This is a genomic window from Streptomyces sp. H51 (genome assembly GCF_035656535.1).
GTDB lineage: Bacteria > Actinomycetota > Actinomycetes > Streptomycetales > Streptomycetaceae > Streptomyces.
The window spans coordinates 43,550-60,704 of the sequence record NZ_JAYMHD010000067.1 but is presented as its reverse complement, the minus strand read 5'-3'; the positions used below and the strand labels follow the sequence as shown (position 1 = coordinate 60,704).

Annotated in this window: 4 protein-coding genes; all 4 read right to left on the bottom strand. The window is 74.0% G+C overall.

What is annotated here, in order from left to right; translation table 11 throughout:
• Window positions 1-52: 52 nt before the first annotated feature.
• A complete protein-coding gene (locus tag VKA29_RS23620) occupies window positions 53-1,255 on the bottom strand; it encodes a cytochrome P450 (protein ID WP_420718546.1) in 1,203 nt (400 codons plus the stop codon).
• A 46-nt stretch (window positions 1,256-1,301) separates the two neighbouring features.
• The gene (locus tag VKA29_RS23615) at window positions 1,302-10,598 is read right to left on the bottom strand and encodes a non-ribosomal peptide synthetase (protein WP_324787958.1); all 9,297 of its coding nucleotides are present in this window, start codon (window positions 10,596-10,598) and stop codon (window positions 1,302-1,304) included.
• Between the two features lie 117 nt (window positions 10,599-10,715).
• Window positions 10,716-11,462, bottom strand: a complete 747-nt coding sequence (gene fabG, locus VKA29_RS23610; RefSeq protein ID WP_324787957.1) for a 3-oxoacyl-ACP reductase FabG — start codon at window positions 11,460-11,462, stop codon at window positions 10,716-10,718.
• Complete coding sequence (locus VKA29_RS23605) at window positions 11,459-17,155, bottom strand: SDR family NAD(P)-dependent oxidoreductase (RefSeq protein ID WP_324787956.1); 5,697 nt, start codon at window positions 17,153-17,155, stop codon at window positions 11,459-11,461. The genes fabG and VKA29_RS23605 overlap by 4 nt, the downstream gene beginning before the upstream one ends.

Here is a 17,155-nt window from a genome sequence, read left to right as displayed (position 1 = left end):
GCCCCCGCCCCGGACGGCCGCGCCGCAGCCCGCTGCGTGCGGCGGCTGCCGGTCACCAGGCCACCGGCAGCCGGTGCACGCCGTAGACGGTCATGTCGGAACGCATCGGGATCTCCTCCGGGGACACGGCGAGGCGCAGTTCCGGGAAGCCGCGGAGCAGCGCGGTGTAGCCGATGCGCAGTTCCAGGCGCGCCAGTTGCTGCCCGAGGCACTGGTGGATGCCGTGGCTGAAGGTGAGGTGGCCGAGCCTGCCCTGGGTGACGTCGAGGCGGTCGGGGTCGGCGAACTGGTTCGGGTCCCGGTTGGCGGTGGGGAGGTGGATCAGCACGGTCTCCCCCTTGCGCAGGGTGACCCCGCCGATCTCGACGTCCTCGGTGGGGCTGCGCTGCACGCCGACGTGGACGACGGTCAGATAGCGCAGCAGTTCCTCGACGGCGCCCTCGACGAGTGACTCGTCCGCGCGCAGCAGGTCCATCTGGCCGGGGTTGCTCAGCAGCGCGTACGTGCCGAGCGAGAGCATGTTCGCGGTGGTCTCGTGGCCGGCGACCAGCAGCAGCAGGGTGGCGCCGATCGCCTCCGGGAGGGTGATGTCCTCCCCCGTCACCAGCACGCTCAGCACGTCGTCGGTCGGTTCGGCCTGCTTGCGCATGAGCAGTTCGCCGGTCAGCTCGACGAGGTCCATCAGCGCCGCCTGCGCCTCCTGCGGGTCGATGTCCAGCCGCAGCAGCTTCTCCGAGCCGGCCTCGAACCGCTGCCGGTCGCCGCCCGGCACCCCGAGCAGCTCGCAGATCACCTGCGAGGACACCGGTACGGAGTAGTCCGCGACCAGGTCGGCGGGCGGTCCCTTGCGGAGCATCGCGTCGGCGTGCTGCGCCGTGATCTCCTCGATCCGCGGTGCGAGCGCACGCATCCGGCGCAGGGTGAACTGGCCGGCCAGCAGCCGCCGGAACCGGGTGTGCTCCGGGGGGTCCATGTGCTCGAACAGGCCCGGGATCTCCGCCCCGAGGTCCTGCGCGCGGTCGGACGGGAACGCCAGGTGCTTGTGCGCCGCGGCCGAGCTGAACCGCTTGTCGGACAGGATCTCCCGGCCCTGCCGGTACCCGGTGACGAGCCAGCCCTCGTATCCGTCCGGGAAGGTCATCCGGCAGATCGGGCCCTCGGCGCTCAGCACCCGCGGCGGGTCGAACGGCCGCTCCCGCAGCGTCGGCAGGCCGTTGGTGATGGGGCAGGTCTTCTCCGTCATGTCTTCCGTCATGTCTTCCTTCATTCCGGGGTCGGTGGGGCGCGGGCCTGGTCGTGTGTCAGGTCCGCAGGTGTGCGCGCAGTCGGGAGACGGTGAGTTCCGGGTGGCGGGCGACGAGTTCCAGGGCCCTCGGCCACTGGCGCACCAGCGCGCCCATGACCGGGGGTGCGATGCGGTCCGGTGAGTACACCCACAGGCCGCGCAGTTCGCCCTCGACCTCGCGGGCCACCAGGTAGAGGTCGAGGTTGTGCGGCTCGATGGCGATGACCAGCTCCGGCAGCGGGCTCTCGTCGCCGACCCGCACGTCCAGCGGCTCCACGTCGAGCCCGTCCAGGCTCAGCTCGTCGCTCGGCACGCCGAGGAGGTTGAGCATGACGCGCAGCGGCAGCTGGTTGCCGTCGCCGATCAGGCCGTCGTGCACGAGGGCGCGCAGCGGCACGTTCTGGTGCGTGTAGGCGTCGAGTTCGCTGCGCAGCACCCGCTGGACCAGCTCGTGGCAGGTCGGGTCGTCCGCCATCCGGGACCGGTTCACGATGACGTTGATGAACGGGCCGACCATCGACTTGGTCTCCGGCCGTTCGCGGCCGGCCAGCGGGTGGCTCACGGCGATGTCGGTCGCGCCCGAGTAGCTGTGCAGCAGCACGTGGAACGCGGACATCAGCATCATGAACAGCGTCACGCCCTCGCGGCGCGCGGCCTCCTTCACCGCCGTCATGACCTCGGATCCGATCACGACGCCGTGGCTGTAGCCGGTGACGAAGTCGTCCAGTTGGTGTGCCGGGGCGTCGAAGTCCAGTACGCGTGCGGCGCCGTCCAGTTCCTTGCGCCAGTGCTCGACGTGCTCGTCGAGGGCACCCCGGGCCAGCAGCCCCTGTTGCCACGCCGCGTAGTCCAGGTGCTGGACCGGTATGTCGGGCAGGTCGGGCCGACGCGCCGTCCGGTGGGCCGCGTACAGCTCCGACAGCTCGCCGACGATCACCAGGAAGCCCCAGTGGTCGACCAGGATGTGGTGGGCGACGAGGACCAGCGCGTGCTCGGTGTCGGAGAGCCGCACGAGCAGTCCGCGGACCAGGTTCCCGTCCTCGATGCGGTAGGGCACCCGGGTCTGCGCGGTGAGCAGTGCGCGCAGCTTCTCCCGTTGTTCCCGGCCCTGGTGGCCGCGCAGGTCGACGGTGTCGACCGGCCATACGGGCATGCCGTCGGCGAACTGCAGGGTGGCCGAGCCCCGTCGGACGTAGCGGGTGCGCAGGATGTCGTGCCGCCGCATCAGGTCGTCCAGGGCCCGGCGCAGTGCGGGGACGTCGAGTTCGCCGCGCAGCCGCCAGGCGGTGATGACGCCGTGATGGGCGTGGTCGGGGCCCACCGGCTGGAGCAGGAACTCCAGCTGTCCGAAGGACAGCCCGGCGCCGTCGCCGCGGTCGGCCCTGGGGATCGGCGCGTGCAGCGGGTCGACCGCGCCGGCGGGCGCGGCTTCGCTCTCCGGCGGCGTCGCGTCGCCGTGCACCGGTTCGAGCACGCCGGCCTCGACCGCGCGGGCGCAGCGGGTGACGGCGCGCAGCGCGTCGAACCAGGTGTCCGCCAGCTCGCGGACCTCGTCCTCGGTGAGCAGCGAGGACGCCCAGCTCCAGTGGGCCACCAGCCGGGGGCCGTCCGGGCCGTCCTGGGTGACCGCGTTGACCTCCAGCGGGTAGGGCAGCGGCCGGGCGCCGGTGGTGGCGGGCGCGGTGTCGTCCCGCAGCGGCAGCCACGGCGTCTCCTCGTCGGTGACGGGCACCCGGCCGAGGTAGTTGAACAGCACCTGTGGGGTGGGCAGTGCCGCGAGCAGCGGTGCGGTCCGCGGGTCGAGGTGGCGCAGCAGTCCGTAGCCGAGGCCGCGTTCCGGGATCGCGCGCAGCTGGTCGCGGGTGCGGGCGAGCGCGGCCGCCAGCTCGCCGCCCGCCCCGGTCACCGCCTCCCAGGACACCGCGCCGCAGTCGAGGCGGACCGGGTGGACGCTGGTGAACCAGCCGACCGTGCGGGACAGGTCGACGCCGTCGGCCAGGTGCTCGTGCCGGCCGTGGCTCTCCACGTCCAGCACCACCGGTCCGGCGTTGCCGTCGCCGGTCCGGCGGGCCCGCCACCGTCCGGCAGCCAGCCCGAAGGCGGTCAGCAGGACGTCCTGGATGCCGCTGCGCAGCACCGCGGGCACCTGTCCGACCAGCGGCCCGGTGTCCTCGGCCGGCAGGGTCACCGACAGCCGCCCCTCGGTGCCGGTGACATCGCGGTCCGCGTCGGGTTCCCCGGCCACCAGCGGCGGGGCGTCGCTCAGCACGTCCTGCCACACGGGCAGTTCGGCGCGGTGCCGGGCGATGTTCTCGGTGGAGGCCATCCGGGTCGCCCAGCCGCGCAGCGAGGTCCCCACCGGCGCGAGGACCGGTTCGCGGCCCGCGGCCACCGCGTCCCAGGCCGTGGCGAGGTCGGAGAGCAGGATCCGCCACGACACGCCGTCCACGGCGAAGTGGTGCACGGCGAGCAGCAGTCTGCCGGCGCGCCCGGGACCGGCGTCGAACCACACGGGCTGGAGCATCGCCCCCCGGGCCGGGTCGAGCCGCCGCCTGGCGGCGGCCGTCTCCTCGGCGACGCGTGCTCGCGCCTCCGTCTCGGTCAGGCCGCCGGTGCCGACCCGGTGCAGGATGTCCGCGACCCGGACCGTGCCGGGCTCGTCCGCGTGCAGGGACCACTGCCCGCCGGGCCCGGTCACCAGCCGGGTGCGCAGCGCGTCATGCCGGTCGACGACCGCCTGCAGCGCCGCGGTCAGCCGCTCCCGGTCCACGTCGGAGGGCAGTCCGACGGTCGCGGACAGGTCGAAGCCGACCACCGAGCCGCCGAGTCGCCGCTGCCGTTCCATGACGGGCAGCAGCGGGATCTCGCCGGTGCCGACGTCGGTGACGCCCGCCCCGGTCTCCTCGCCGGCCGCCCTCGCCACCTGGGCGATGCCCGCCACCGTCTGGTGGGTGAACACGTCCCGGACGGTGAACACCAGCCCGGCCGTGCGGGCCCGGGCGACCAGCTGGGTGGCCTGGATGCTGTCGCCGCCCAGGTCGAAGAAGCCGGTCTCGGCACCGACGTCGGGCACCGCGAGGATCTCGGCGAACACGGCGCACAGGGTCCGCTCGGCCGGTGTCGCCGGCGGCCGGGACGCGCTGTCGGTGCCGAGGCCGGGCGTGGGCAGCGCACGACGGTCGATCTTGCCGTTGGCCGTCATGGGGAACGCGTCGAGCACCAGCACCGCGACGGGCACCATGTACTGCGGCAGCCGCTCGGCCAGGTGGGCCCGCAGCCCGGCGGGCTCGGCGTGCGCGCCGTCGGCGAGCACCACGTAGCCGACGAGGTCCTTGCCGCCGGAGGGCTTGTGCCGCACCACCACGGCGGCGTCGGCGACGGCCGGGTGTGCGCCGAGCGTCTTCTGGATCTCGCCCGGTTCGATGCGGAAGCCGCGGATCTTGACCTGGTCGTCGGTCCGGCCGAGGTACTCCACCCGCCCGTCGGTCCGTCGGCGGACCAGGTCACCGGTCCGGTACATGCGCTCGCCCGGCGCACCGAACGGGCAGGCGACGAACCGCTGGGCGGTCAGTGCGGGCTGCCCGAGATAGCCGCGGGCCAGGCCGGAGCCGGCCAGGTACAGCTCGCCGGGGACGCCGGTCGGCACCGGCCGCAGCCGCTCGTCGAGGACATAGGCGCGGGTGCCGTCCATCGGCATGCCGATCGGCAGACTGCCGTCGGACACCTCGCCCATGTGCTGCAGCAGGGCGAAGGTCGTCGTCTCCGTCGGCCCGTAGATGTTGTGGAAGGCGGTCCGCGGGCAGGCGGCCCGCGCCTTGGCGAACACCAGCGGCGCGTGGGCCTCGCCGCCGGCCAGCACCTCGCGCAGCCCGGCCAGCGCCGAGGCGTCGCGCTCGACCAGCAGGTTGAACAGCGCTGTGGTGAAGAAGGCCGCGGTGACGTCGTGTTCCCGGACGGTACGCACCAGGACGTCCGGGTCGAGTTCCCCGGCCGGGGCGACGACGACCTCGCCGCCGGACAGCAGCGGCACCCACAGCTCGTAGGTGGAGGCGTCGAACGCGGTCGGGGAGTGCATCAGCACGCGTCGGTGACGGCCGCCGCGCCACTGGCGGTCGGCGGCAAGAGCGGCCACGTTGCCATGGGTGACCGCGACGCCCTTGGGCCGCCCGGTGGACCCGGAGGTGTACATGATGTACGCCATCCGGTCCGGACCGCCCTCGAAGGTGAGCGTCACGCCGTCGGCCGTGCCGTCCGCGGCGGCCGGTTCGGAGGCCAGGTCGAGGACCTCCACCCCTTCGGCGCCGGGGTGCCTGAGCCCGTCGCCGTCGACGAGCAGCACCTTCGCCCCGGTGTCGGCCATGATCAACCGCATGCGCGATCCGGGGTAGCGGGGGTCCAGCGGCACGTACACGCCGCCGGCCTTGATCACGGCAAGGATCGCCACGGGCAGCCGCAGCGAACGCTCCATCAGCAGGCACACCGCGTCCTCGGCCCCGTCCGCACCGATCCCCCGCTCGCGCAGCCGGGCGGCGAGCCGGTCCGTGGCCTCGTCGAGCTCGGCGTAGGTCAGCCGCTCCCCGCCGTGGCGGACGGCCACGGCGTCCGGGGTGCGGGCGGCCTGCGCCCTGAACAGTCCGTGCAGTCCCGCCGCGGGCACCTCGCCCTCAGCCCCGTTCCACTCCACGAGCAGACGGTGCCGTTCGGCGGGCGTGAGCAGGTCGATGTCGCCGATGGGCCGGTCGGGGTCGCTGATCACGGCCAGCACCACCTGGCGCAGCCTGCGCACCATCGTGCGTACGGTCTCGGGGTCGAAGACGTCGGCGTTGTACTCGATGCCGCCGTCGAGGCCGGCCGGTGTGCCGTCGCCCGCGAGGTGCTCGCGCAGCAGGAAGACCAGGTCCATGCGCGCCGTGCCGGTGCTCATCACCATCGGCGCCGTCTCGATCCCGGGCAGGTCCACGGTCTCGTCGGTGACGGTCTGCCAGGAGAGCATGACCTGTACGAGAGGGTGATGCGCCAGCGACCGGGCCGGCCGGAGGCTGTCCACCAGCGCCTCGAACGGGAGGTCGCGGTGGGCGAGCGCGTCGAGGGTGTTCTCCCGCACCTCGGCGAGCAGTTCCCGGAACGTCTGGCGGTCCGAGGTCCGGTTGCGCAGCACGAGGGTGTTGGCGAAGAAACCGATCAGGTTCTCGGTGGCCTGGTCCTCGCGTCCCGCGGTCGCCACACCGATGGGGATGTCGGTCCCGGCGCCGAGGCGGCCGAGCAGCACCGCCAGCGCCGCGTCGAGCACCATGAACAGGCTGACGTCGCAGTCGCGGGCCAGGCGGGCCAGGCCCTCGTGCAGGCCGGTGTCCCACCGGAAGGTGAGCGTGTCGCCGTCGTGGGACGCCTCGGCGGGGTGCGGCCGGTCGACCGGGAGGGCGATCCGCTCCGGCAGGCCTTCCAGCGCGCCGCGCCAGTAGTCGAGCTGGCGCGACCACGTGCCGGCGGGGTCGTCCGGCGCCCCGAGGTACCGGCGCTGCCACAGGGCGTAGTCGGCGTACTGCACGGGCAGCGGTGTCCACTCGGGGGCGTGGCCGGCCAGCCGTGCCCGGTAGGCGGTCGCCAGGTCGTGCCGAAGCGGCGTCAGCGACCAGCCGTCCGCCGCGATGTGGTGCACGACGACGGCCAGTACGTGTCTGTCGGCGCCGACCGCGAACAGCTCGGCGTGCAGGGGGATCTGCGAGGTCAGGTCGAACGCGTGCCGGACCGCGGCGGCCACGGCGTCGTCCAGACCGGCGTCGTCGACCTCGGTCACCGGCAGCGCGGGCCGCGCCTGCCCGGGGTCGAGGACGTGCTGGCGGGCCACCGTTCCGGTGTCCGGGAAGACGGTGCGCAGCGCCTCGTGGCGGGCGACGACGTCGGCGAGGGCGGCCCGCAGGCAGTCCACGTCCAGCGCGCCGGTCAGGCGCAGCACCAGCGGCAGGTTGTAGGTGGGCGACGGGCCCTCCATCTGGTGCAGGAACCACAACCGCCGCTGGGCGAACGACAGCGGCAGCACCTCGGGCCGGGGCATCCGGGTCAGTGCGGGACGCGGGTCGTCACCGCCCTGCCGCAGCAGCCCGGCCAGCCCGGCCACGGTCTGCTGCTCGAACAGCGCGCGCACCGGCAGCTCGACGCCGAGCGCGGCGCGGATCCTGGCCACCAGTCGGGTGGCCAGCAGCGAGTGCCCGCCGAGGGCGAAGAAGCTGTCGTCGACACCGACCCTGGGCACGTTCAGCACCTGGGCGAACAGCTCGCACAGGGCCCGCTCCCGCGGGTCGCGGGGCGCGACGTACGCCGCCGCCGCTCGCGTCTGCTGTCCCGGCTCGGGTGCCGGCAGCGCGCCCCGGTCGGTCTTGCCGCTCGGGGTGCGCGGCAGCGCGTCGAGGAACACGAAGGCGGCCGGGACCATGTAGTCGGGCAGCTTCCGGGCCAGCGCTGCCCGCAGCCGGCGGCGCAGCTCGTCGACGGCGCCGGCCGCCGGGTCGGACACCAGGTAGGCGACCAGGCGCTGGTCGCCCGCCTGGTCCTCGCGGACCACGACGACGCAGTCCCGCACCTCTTCCTGCCACATCAGCACCGACTCGATCTCGCCGAGCTCGATCCGGTAGCCGCGCAGCTTGACCTGGTGGTCGAGCCTGCCGAGGTAGTCGATGCGGCCGTCCACCCGGCGCCGCACCAGGTCTCCGGTGCGGTACAGACGGTCGGCGAGGCGGGACTCGAAGGGGTTGGCGACGAACTGTCTCGCCGTCAGCTCCGGCCGGCCGAGGTAGCCGCGCGCCAGACCGGCGCCGCCGATGCACAGTTCACCGGGGACGCCCGGCGGCACGGGACGGCCCCCGGGGTCGAGGATGTGCACCTCGGTGTTGGCGATCGGCACGCCGATGGTGACGGTGTCGTCCACGATGCGGGTGCCCAGCGAATAGATGGTGGTCTCGCTCGGGCCGTACATGTTCCACAGCTCCACGCCCTTGGCCAGCAGACGCCGGGCCAGGTCGGGGGGCAGCGCCTCGCCGCAGACCAGCCCGCGCAGCCCCGGCCGGCCCGGCCAGCCGGCGTCGAGCAGCATCCGCCAGGTGGAGGGGGTCGCCTGCATCATGGTCGCGCCGGTGGTGGCCATCTCGTCGGCCAGCAGCTTGCCGTCGGTGGCCACCTCACGGGTGGCGAGCACCACGCGGGCGCCCTCGACGAGGGGCAGCAGCAACTCCAGCGTGGCGATGTCGAACGACAGGGTGGTGACCGCGAGCAGGCTGTCGTCGGCGTCGATGCCCGGCCACTGCTTCATGGCGCGGAAGAGGTTGTGCAGCGCGCGGTGCGGCAGCTGGACGCCCTTCGGGCGCCCGGTCGAGCCCGATGTGTAGATGACGTAGGCGAGGTCCTCGCCCGCGACCGGCTCGTCCAGGGGGCCGGCGGACTCGGCGGCGATCTCCTCGCGCAGTTCGTCCAGGCACAGGGTCACGGCCCCGGACTCCGGCAGGGCCGGAGCCACCGCGCGCTGGGTGATCACGACGGGCAGCCGGGCGTCCTCGATCATGAACGCCATGCGCTCGCTGGGCAGCTTCGGGTCGACCGGCACGTAGGCGCCGCCCGACTTCAGCACGGCCAGTACCGCGACGACCATGTCGAGCGAGCGCTCCAGGCACACCCCGACCAGCACGTCCCGTCCGACGCCGAGCCTCTTCAGCCGACGGGCCAGCCGGTTCGCGGACGCGTCGAGCGCGGCGTAGGTGAGGGTCTCGCCCTGGCAGTACACCGCCTCGGCGGCCGGGCGCAGCGCCGCCTGCTGCTCGACGCGCTGGTGGGTGAGGAGCCGGTCGGGCCAGTCGTGGCGGGTGTCCTCCCACTCCCTGCGCTGTTCGCGTTCCTCGGCCTCGGTGAGCAGCGGCACGTCCAGGACCGGCCGGCCGGGGTCGGCGAGCAGGTTGTCGAGCAGCACCTTCAGATGGCCGCCCATGCGGTCGACGGTGGCCGCGTCGAACAGCTCGGTGTTGTACTCGAACCAGCCGCCGAGCGCGTCGCCCTGCTCGAACACCTGCAGTTCGAGGTCGAACCGCGCGCTGGAACTCGCGACCTCCAGCAGCTCGAAGCTCAGCCCTCCGGCGTCGAACTCGGGCACCGGGATGTTCTGGAACACGAACGACACCTGGAAGAGCGGTGACCGGGACAGGTCCCGCTCCGGCGACAGCTCCTCCACCAGCCGCTCGAACGGCACCTCCTGGTGGGCGAAGGCGTCGAGGGCCGAGCGGCGCACCCGGCCGAGCAGTTCGGTGAACGTCGGATTGCCGGAGACGTCGTTGCGGATGGCGAGGGTGTTGACGAAGTAGCCGATGAGCGGCTCGATCTGGGACTGCCCCCGGTTGGCCACCGGCACTCCGACGACGATGTCCTCCTGCCTGCTGTAGCGGTGCAGCAGTACGACGTAGGCGGCGAGCAGGGTCATGAACGGGGTGACACCGGTCCGCCGGCTCAGCTCGCGCACGCCGTTCATCACCGAGGCCGGCAGGTGGAAGGGCCGCGAATCGCCGGCCGTGCCCAGTACGGCGGGCCGGGGCCGGTCGGTGGGCAGTTCAAGGACCGGTGCGGCGCCTTCGAGCGTCCTGCGCCAGTGCTCCAGCTCCGCCGCGAGACCCGGGCCCGCCAGCTTCTTGCGCTGCCAGGCCGCGTAGTCGGCGTACTGCACGGGCAGTGCGGGCAGCTCCGCCGCGGTGCCGGTGAGATGGCTCCGGTACAGGGCGGTCAGCTCGCCGAACAAGACCGACGTCGACCACAGGTCGGCGACGATGTGGTGCATGGTGAGCAGCAGGACGTGCTCGTCGGCCGCCAGCCGCAGGAACTTCATCCGCATCAGCGGCCCGGTGCCCAGGTCGAACGGGCGGGCGAACTCCTGACGTGCCAGCTCCTCGACGCCCGCCTCCCCGTCGGGGCCGCGCAGGTGCCCGCACTCCACGACGGTCAGCTCCAGCTCGCCGGAGTCGTGCACGACCTGCACCGGCTCACCGTCGGCCTCGTCGAACGTGGTGCGCAGCGACTCGTGCCTGCGGACGATCTCGGCGAGGCTGCGGCGCCAGAGCTCCACGTCGAGCGGGCCGCGCACCCGCGCCGCCGCCGGGATGTTGTAGGCGGCGCTGCCCGGGGTGAGCTGGTCCAGGAACCACATGCGCTGCTGGGGGAACGACGCGGCGAACCGCCGCTCGCGCGCCGGCGGCCGTCCGTCGCCCTGGCGCCGCAGCCGCTCCGCCAGCAACGCGCGCTTCTGCTCCGGGGTGAGGCTGGTCAGGTCGATGTCGGTCATGCGTCGCTCTCCTGATCGTCGGTCTCGGCGGCGGACGCCGCGGTGAGGAACTCCCGCGGCCGCGCTCCCGCCGACGCGTCGGGGTGTTCGGGTGGTCCCTGGGTACGGGCGCCGGGGTCAGCCGCCCATACCGCCGTCGATCCGGAAGGTGCTGCCGGTGATGTATCCGGCACGGTCCGACACCAGGAAGGAGACGAGGTCGGCGACCTCCTCCGGGCGGCCGAAGCGGCCGAGCGGAATGCGCCGCGCGAAGTCGTCCCGCAGGTCCTCCGGCAGGGCCAGCACCGGATCGGTGGTGATGAAGCCGGGCGCCACCACGTTGGCGCGGATCCCGTAGCGGCCCACTTCCCGGGCCAGTGAGGTGGTGAAGCCGATGATCCCGGCCTTGGAAGCGGCGTAGTTGGTCTGTCCGGCGTTGCCGTGGATGCCCGCGAGCGAGGACAGGGCGACGAGCGCGCCGCGGCGACGGCGGACCATGCCTTCGATGACGGAGCGGCAGAGGTGGTAGACACCGTCGAGGTTGGTGCGCAGCACGTCGTGCCAGTCGTCGTCCTCCATCGCGGTCAGCGGGCTGTCCCGCAGCACCGCGGCCGAGGCGATCACCGCGTCGAGCGGGCCGAGCGTGTCCTCGGCCTCCTCGACCAGGCTGTCCACCGCGTCCGGGTCGGCGACGTCGGCGCGGCGCACGCAGGTCCGGCGGCCGAGCGCGGTGATCTCCTTCTCCAGCTCGCGGGCGGCGGCGTCGGCGGACGCGTAGCACACCGCGATGTCGAAGCCGTCCCTGGCCAGCCGCAGGGCGATCGCCCGGCCGATGCCCCGGGTGCCGCCGGAGACCAGGGCCACCGGGGCCGCCGGGCCGCTCATGAATGCTCTCCCTCGGCCGCCAGCAGGGCCCGCAACCGGGCTTCCACTTCCTCGTCGGACAGGTCGTCGAGCAGCTCCGGGTCCGCGCCGCGGTCGTCGCGGGCGAGGACCTCGATGCTGTCCTCGGCCGCCGGTGCGGCCGCTCCGGCGGTCAGCAGGCCGACGGTGTGCGCGACGGTGGGGCGGTCGAAGAACGCCCTGAGGTCCAGGTCGACGCCGAGCAGGCTCTTGATCCGGGCGCCGATGCGGACCGCGGCCAGCGAGTGGCCTCCCAGGGCGAAGAAGTCGTCGTCGACACCGACCCGTTCCAGGCCGAGGACGTCGCACCAGATGCCGGCGACGGCCCGTTCCCGCTCGGTGCGCGGGGCGAGGAAGGGGGTGTCGAGGTCGGGGCGCGGGTGGACGCCCCCGGGCGGGGCGAACTGCTCCATCTCCTGGGCCAGCAGCTCGGGGGTCAGGGAGCGGGCCAGGTCACGCAGGTCCGCCATGTCGCGGTGGCAGACCAGCAGATGGCCGGGCCGGTCCGCGGCGGCCAGGACGCGGGCCAGGGCGTCCTGGCCCTGCTGTTCGCTGATGCCCTCGCCGAGGGCGCGCAGGATGCCGCCGGCGGTGCCGTCCGGACCGTCGGGGCCCGCCTCGGGGGGCGGCGCGGCGGAGCGGGCGATCTGGTCCCGCAGGCCCTCCAGGTCGTTGATCCGCTTGATCGTGAAGTCCGCCACCTCGACCAGCACCCGGCCGTCCGGGTCGAGGACCGTCAGGTCGCAGGTCATGGTCTCGCCGGTGGCGTCGGTGGACTCCTTCAGCCGGGCATGGCAGTGGACCGTCGGGGTCAGACCGTGGTGGACGCGCAGGCCGCGGTAGCTGAAGGGCAGGTAGTACGTGTCGGTGGCGTAGACCCGGGCGGTTCCGCCGACGGCGTCCAGCAGCGCGGGGTGCAGCAGGTGGTCGTCCAGGTCGCCGGCGTGCTCGGCGCCGAGTTCGAGGGTGGCGAACAGCTGCCGCGGACCGGCCTCGATCCGGCGCATGCAGTCCCAGCGGGGGCCGAAGGAGAACTCGATCGGTCCGCCGTGCTGGAACCGGTCCAGCCGCAGGCCCTCCGTGATCGCCTCGGCGGTGTCCAGGACCTGGGTGACACCGCAGCCGGCGGCGAGCGCGGCGAGGTCCAGGACCGTGTCGGGGGCGGGGTCGTGGAAGGCCACGCGACCCAGCGCGTGCTCGGTCCAGGCGCCCGCGCCGGTGCGGCTGCGCACCGCGAACCGCCACTGGCCGTCGCGCTCCTCGACGGTGGTGAACACCTCGCGGCTCTGCCCGTCGGGGACGACGACAGGGGTCAGGTACTGCACGTCGCCGAGCTCGACGGAGCGGCCGGCGGCCTGGTCGGCGACGGCGGCCCGCACCAGTTCCAGGTAGGCGGTGCCGGGCACCAGGCCGTGGCCCATGATGCGGTGGTCGTCGACGATCCAGTGGGACGCGGTGCTGAACGTGGTGGAGTACGTGCGCGATCGGGGGCCGGTGTGCACCAGGCCGTCCAGCAGCGGATGCGCGGCCGGGGAGGCCGGTGTGCCGGTGCCCAGCCGGTCCTGGAGCCCGGCCGCCATGCCGACCTCGCGCCAGGTGTCCCAGCCGACGGCCGTGACGGCGGTGTCGCCGGACTGCCGCTTCCACTGGGCGAACGCGTCCAGGAAGGCGTTGGCGGCGGCGTAGTCGCTCTGGCCGGGGCCGCCCAGCAGGGCGGTGACGGAGGAGCACAGCAGCAGGAAGTCCAGCCGGTCGTCGCGGCAGACGCGGTCCAGCACCAGGGTGCCCAGCGTCTTGGCCGCGAGCACGTCGTCGGCCTCGGCCCGGGACTTGGTGAGGATCATGCCCTGGGAGGGCCGTCCCGCGGCGTGCACGACGCCGTTCAGGGCGCCCGCCAGGTCGCGTACCCGCTGGGCCGCCCGCGCCGTCTGCCCCTCGTCGGTGACGTCGGCCCGGAGGACGACGACCCGGGCGCCCAGCTCGGCCAGGTGCCGCAGCCGGCGGATGCGGACGGCGACCGGATCCTGCCGGTCGTGGTCGGCGAGCCAGGCGTCCCAGGCGTCCTCGGCGGGGAACGGGGAGCGGCCGAGGAGGCCGAGCACGGGCCGGTCCACGGTGCGGGCGATGTGCTCGGCCGTCGCCAGGCCGATGCCGCCCAGGCCGCCGGTGATCAGGTAGCCGCCGCCGTCGCGCAGGCCCGTGCGCCGGGCGCCGTCCAGCGTCACCCGGTCGAATTCCCGGCGCCACCAGTGCCGTCCGCGCAGCGCGAGCTCGGGCTCGTCGGGGGGCGAGGCCAGCACGGCGTGCACGGCCCGGACCGGACCGTCGCCGGGGTCGTGGGGGTCGGCGCCGGTGATGTCCAGGGTGCGGCAGGCGACGCCGGGCACCTCCTGCGGGATCACCGTGCAGGCGCCGAGCACGGTGGCGTTCTCCGGTTGCAGCGGTTCGTCCCCCGTCACGGCGAACACGCCGCGGCACAGGACGTCCAGCGTCACCGGCGCTCCGATGCGGGCGTCGGCCAGGGCCTGGGCGAGGGCGAGCAGGCTGTCGAAGCCGAGCCGCCGTGCCTCGTCCAGCCGCTGCCCGGTCGGCGGCCCGTCGTTTGGGGCGGTGCCCGTGCTCCACAGGTGCACCAGGTGGACCGCCCGGCCCCCGCCGGCCTCCCGCACGGCCGGGGAGCGCAGGAGCGCGGCCAGCTGCTCGCGGTCGGCGGGGCCGGCGGTCCACCCGCCGTCGCCGTCCTCACCCGGCGTGTCACCGGCACGCACCGGGACGACCCGCTCGCCCGCGGCCGTCAGCCGCGCGGCGAGTGCGCCTCCCAGGGGGAGTTCGGCACCGAGCAGCACCCAGACGCCTCCGCGGGGGGTGTCCCGCGGCGCGGGCGTGAACGGCATGCGTCTCCAGCCGGGGCCGGCGAACAGGTCGGCCGCGGAGGCGTCCGTGGGTGCCTTCCGACGGTCCGCGGGTGCCGTCCGGCCGGCCTCGGTCCGCGGGGCCGGTTCCACCCAGTAGCGCCGTCGCTGGAAGGCGTAGCCGGGCAGCCGTACCGGGCGCGACTGCTCGTCGCCGTGGAAGGCCGCCCAGTCCACGACGGCCCCCGCACTCCACAGCGCGCCCAGGTTCGTCAGCAGGAAGGCGGCCTCGCCGGTCCGGTCGCCGGGGTGCGGCAGGGAGCCGACGACGGTCCGGCCGGCCGTCCAGGAGCGGTGGGCGCGGACGAAGTTGGCCAGCGTCTGTCCGGGGCCGGCCTCCAGGGGCACCAGGGCCGGGTCGGCGAGCAGGACGTCGAGGGCGTCGCGGAAGCGGACGGGCTGCCGCAGGTGGCTGCCCCAGTACTCGGGGCTGGTGGCCTGCTCGTCGGTGATCCAGGTGCCGGTGACATCGGACAGGAACGGGATCCGAGGGGGCTTCAGGGTGGCCCTGCGCACCTCGTCGGTGAAGGGTTCGACGGCGCCGGTCATGTCGGGCGAGTGGAAGGCGTGCGAGGTGTGCAGCCGGCGGCAGGGCACGGAGGCGGCCTTCAGCCGCGCCTGAAGACCGTCGATCGCCTGTTCGCCGCCGGAGACGACGGTGAGGGCGGTGGAGTTGACGGCCGCGACCGTCAGTCCCTCCTCCAGCCACGCGGTGGTCTCGGCCTCGGGCAGGAACACCGTCAGCATGGCGCCCCGGGGCATCGTCGCCACCAGGCGCCCCCGGGCGGCGACCAGGCGCACCGCGTCCGGCAGGGAGAACACCCCGGCCAGCGTGGCGGCGACGAACTCGCCGACGCTGTGTCCCGCCATGGCCCGCGGCGTCACACCCCAGGAGGACCACAGCCGGGCGAGCGCGTACTCGACGCAGAAGAGGGCCGCCTGGGCGAACTCGGTGCGGGTGAGCCGGGCGGTCGCCTCGCCGTCACCGTCGGGGGCGAGGACCGGGCCGCGCGGGTCGTGACCGAGGTGCGCGGTGAACAGGTCGGCGCACCGGTCGAACTCCGCGGCGAACACCGTCTCCCGCTCGTACAGTTCGCGTCCCATGCCCACGTACTGGGCGCCCTGGCCGGGGAACAGGAAGGCCACCGGGGCCCGTTCGCCGGCCGCCGGCGTGGGGGCGGCCTCGGCGAGGTCGCGCAGTGCCGCCACCGCGTTCTCCGGGGTGTGGCAGACCACGGTGGCGCGGTGGTCGAAGGCGGGCCTGCGGCAGGCCAGCGTGTGGGCGGCGGCGTCCAGGTCGGTGTCCGGGTGGCGTTCCAGGTGGTCGGCCAGGCGGCGGGCGTTGTCGGCCAGCGCGGCGGGCGTCTTCCCGGACAGCGTCAGCAGCCGCAGCGGCCGGCCGGGGTGCGGGCCGGCCGGGGCGGTGGCCGGCGCCTCCTCCAGGACGACGTGCACATTGGTGCCGCCGATGCCGAAGGAGCTGACGCCGGCCCGGCGCGGCTCGCCGGTGCGCGGCCACGGGCGCAGGGCGGTGTTGACGTAGAACGGGCTGGTGTCCAGGGCGAGATCGGGGCTGGGTGTCCCGCAGTGCAGGGTGGGCGGGACGGCCCGGTGCTTCAGGGCGAGGACGGCCTTGATCAGGCCGGTGACCCCGGCCGCGGCGTCCAGGTGGCCGACGTTGCTCTTCACCGAGCCGATCGCGCAGTAGCCCTGCTCGTCGGTGCCGTCCCGGAACGCCCGGGTGAGGGCGGCGATCTCGATGGGGTCGCCGAGCGGGGTGCCTGTGCCGTGGGTCTCGACGTAGCCGACGGTGGCCGGGTCCACGTCGGCCAGGGCCAGCGCCTCCGCGATCACGTCTGCCTGGCCGTCGACGCTCGGCGCGGTGTAACCGGCCTTCAGGGAGCCGTCGTTGTTGACGGCGGAGGCCAGGACGACGGCGTCGACGGTGTCCCCGGCCCGCCGGGCCTCGGCGAGGCGGCGCAGCACCACCACGCCCACCCCGTTGCCGGCGACCGTTCCGGACGCCTGCGCGTCGAAGGCACGGCAGTGCCCGTCGGGCGACAGGATGCCACCGGGCTCGTACAGGTAGCCGGCGCGCAGCGGCGCGGAGACGGAGACCCCGCCGGCCAGGGCGATGTCGCACTCGCCGTTCAGCAGGCTCTGGCAGGCCAGGTGCACCGCGGTGAGCGAGGTGGAGCAGGCGGTCTGGACGGTGACACCGGGGCCCCTGAGACCGAGCTTGTACGAGGTCCGGGTGGCGAGGAAGTCCTTGTCGCCGCCGAGCAGGACCTGGTACATGCCGGCGGAGTCCAGCACCGGCTGGTTGTTCATCAGGTTGAACAGCAGGTACGAGTTGAAGCCCGCCCCGGCGAAGACACCGATCCGGCCGTCGAAGCCCTGGGGGTCCACGCCGGCCGACTCCAGGGCGTGCCAGGCGCATTCGAGGAAGACCCGGTGCTGCGGGTCCATGATCTCCGCCTCGCGGGGGCTGTAGCCGAAGAAGCCCTCGTCGAACAGGTCGGCGTCCTCCAGGAAGCCCTTGGCCCTGACGTAGTCGTCCCGTCGCAGCAGGGCGGGGTCGACGCCGTCGGCGATCAGTTCGGCGTCGGAGAAGGCGGTGATCCCCTCCCGGCCCTGTTCGAGGTGGGACCAGAAGGTGTCGATGTCGGGGGAGCCCGGGAAGCGGCCCGCCATGCCGATGACGGCTACACGGTCGAGGTCCCGTTCCTCGCCGTGGTCCTGGTGGTGGTCTGGCTCCGGCAC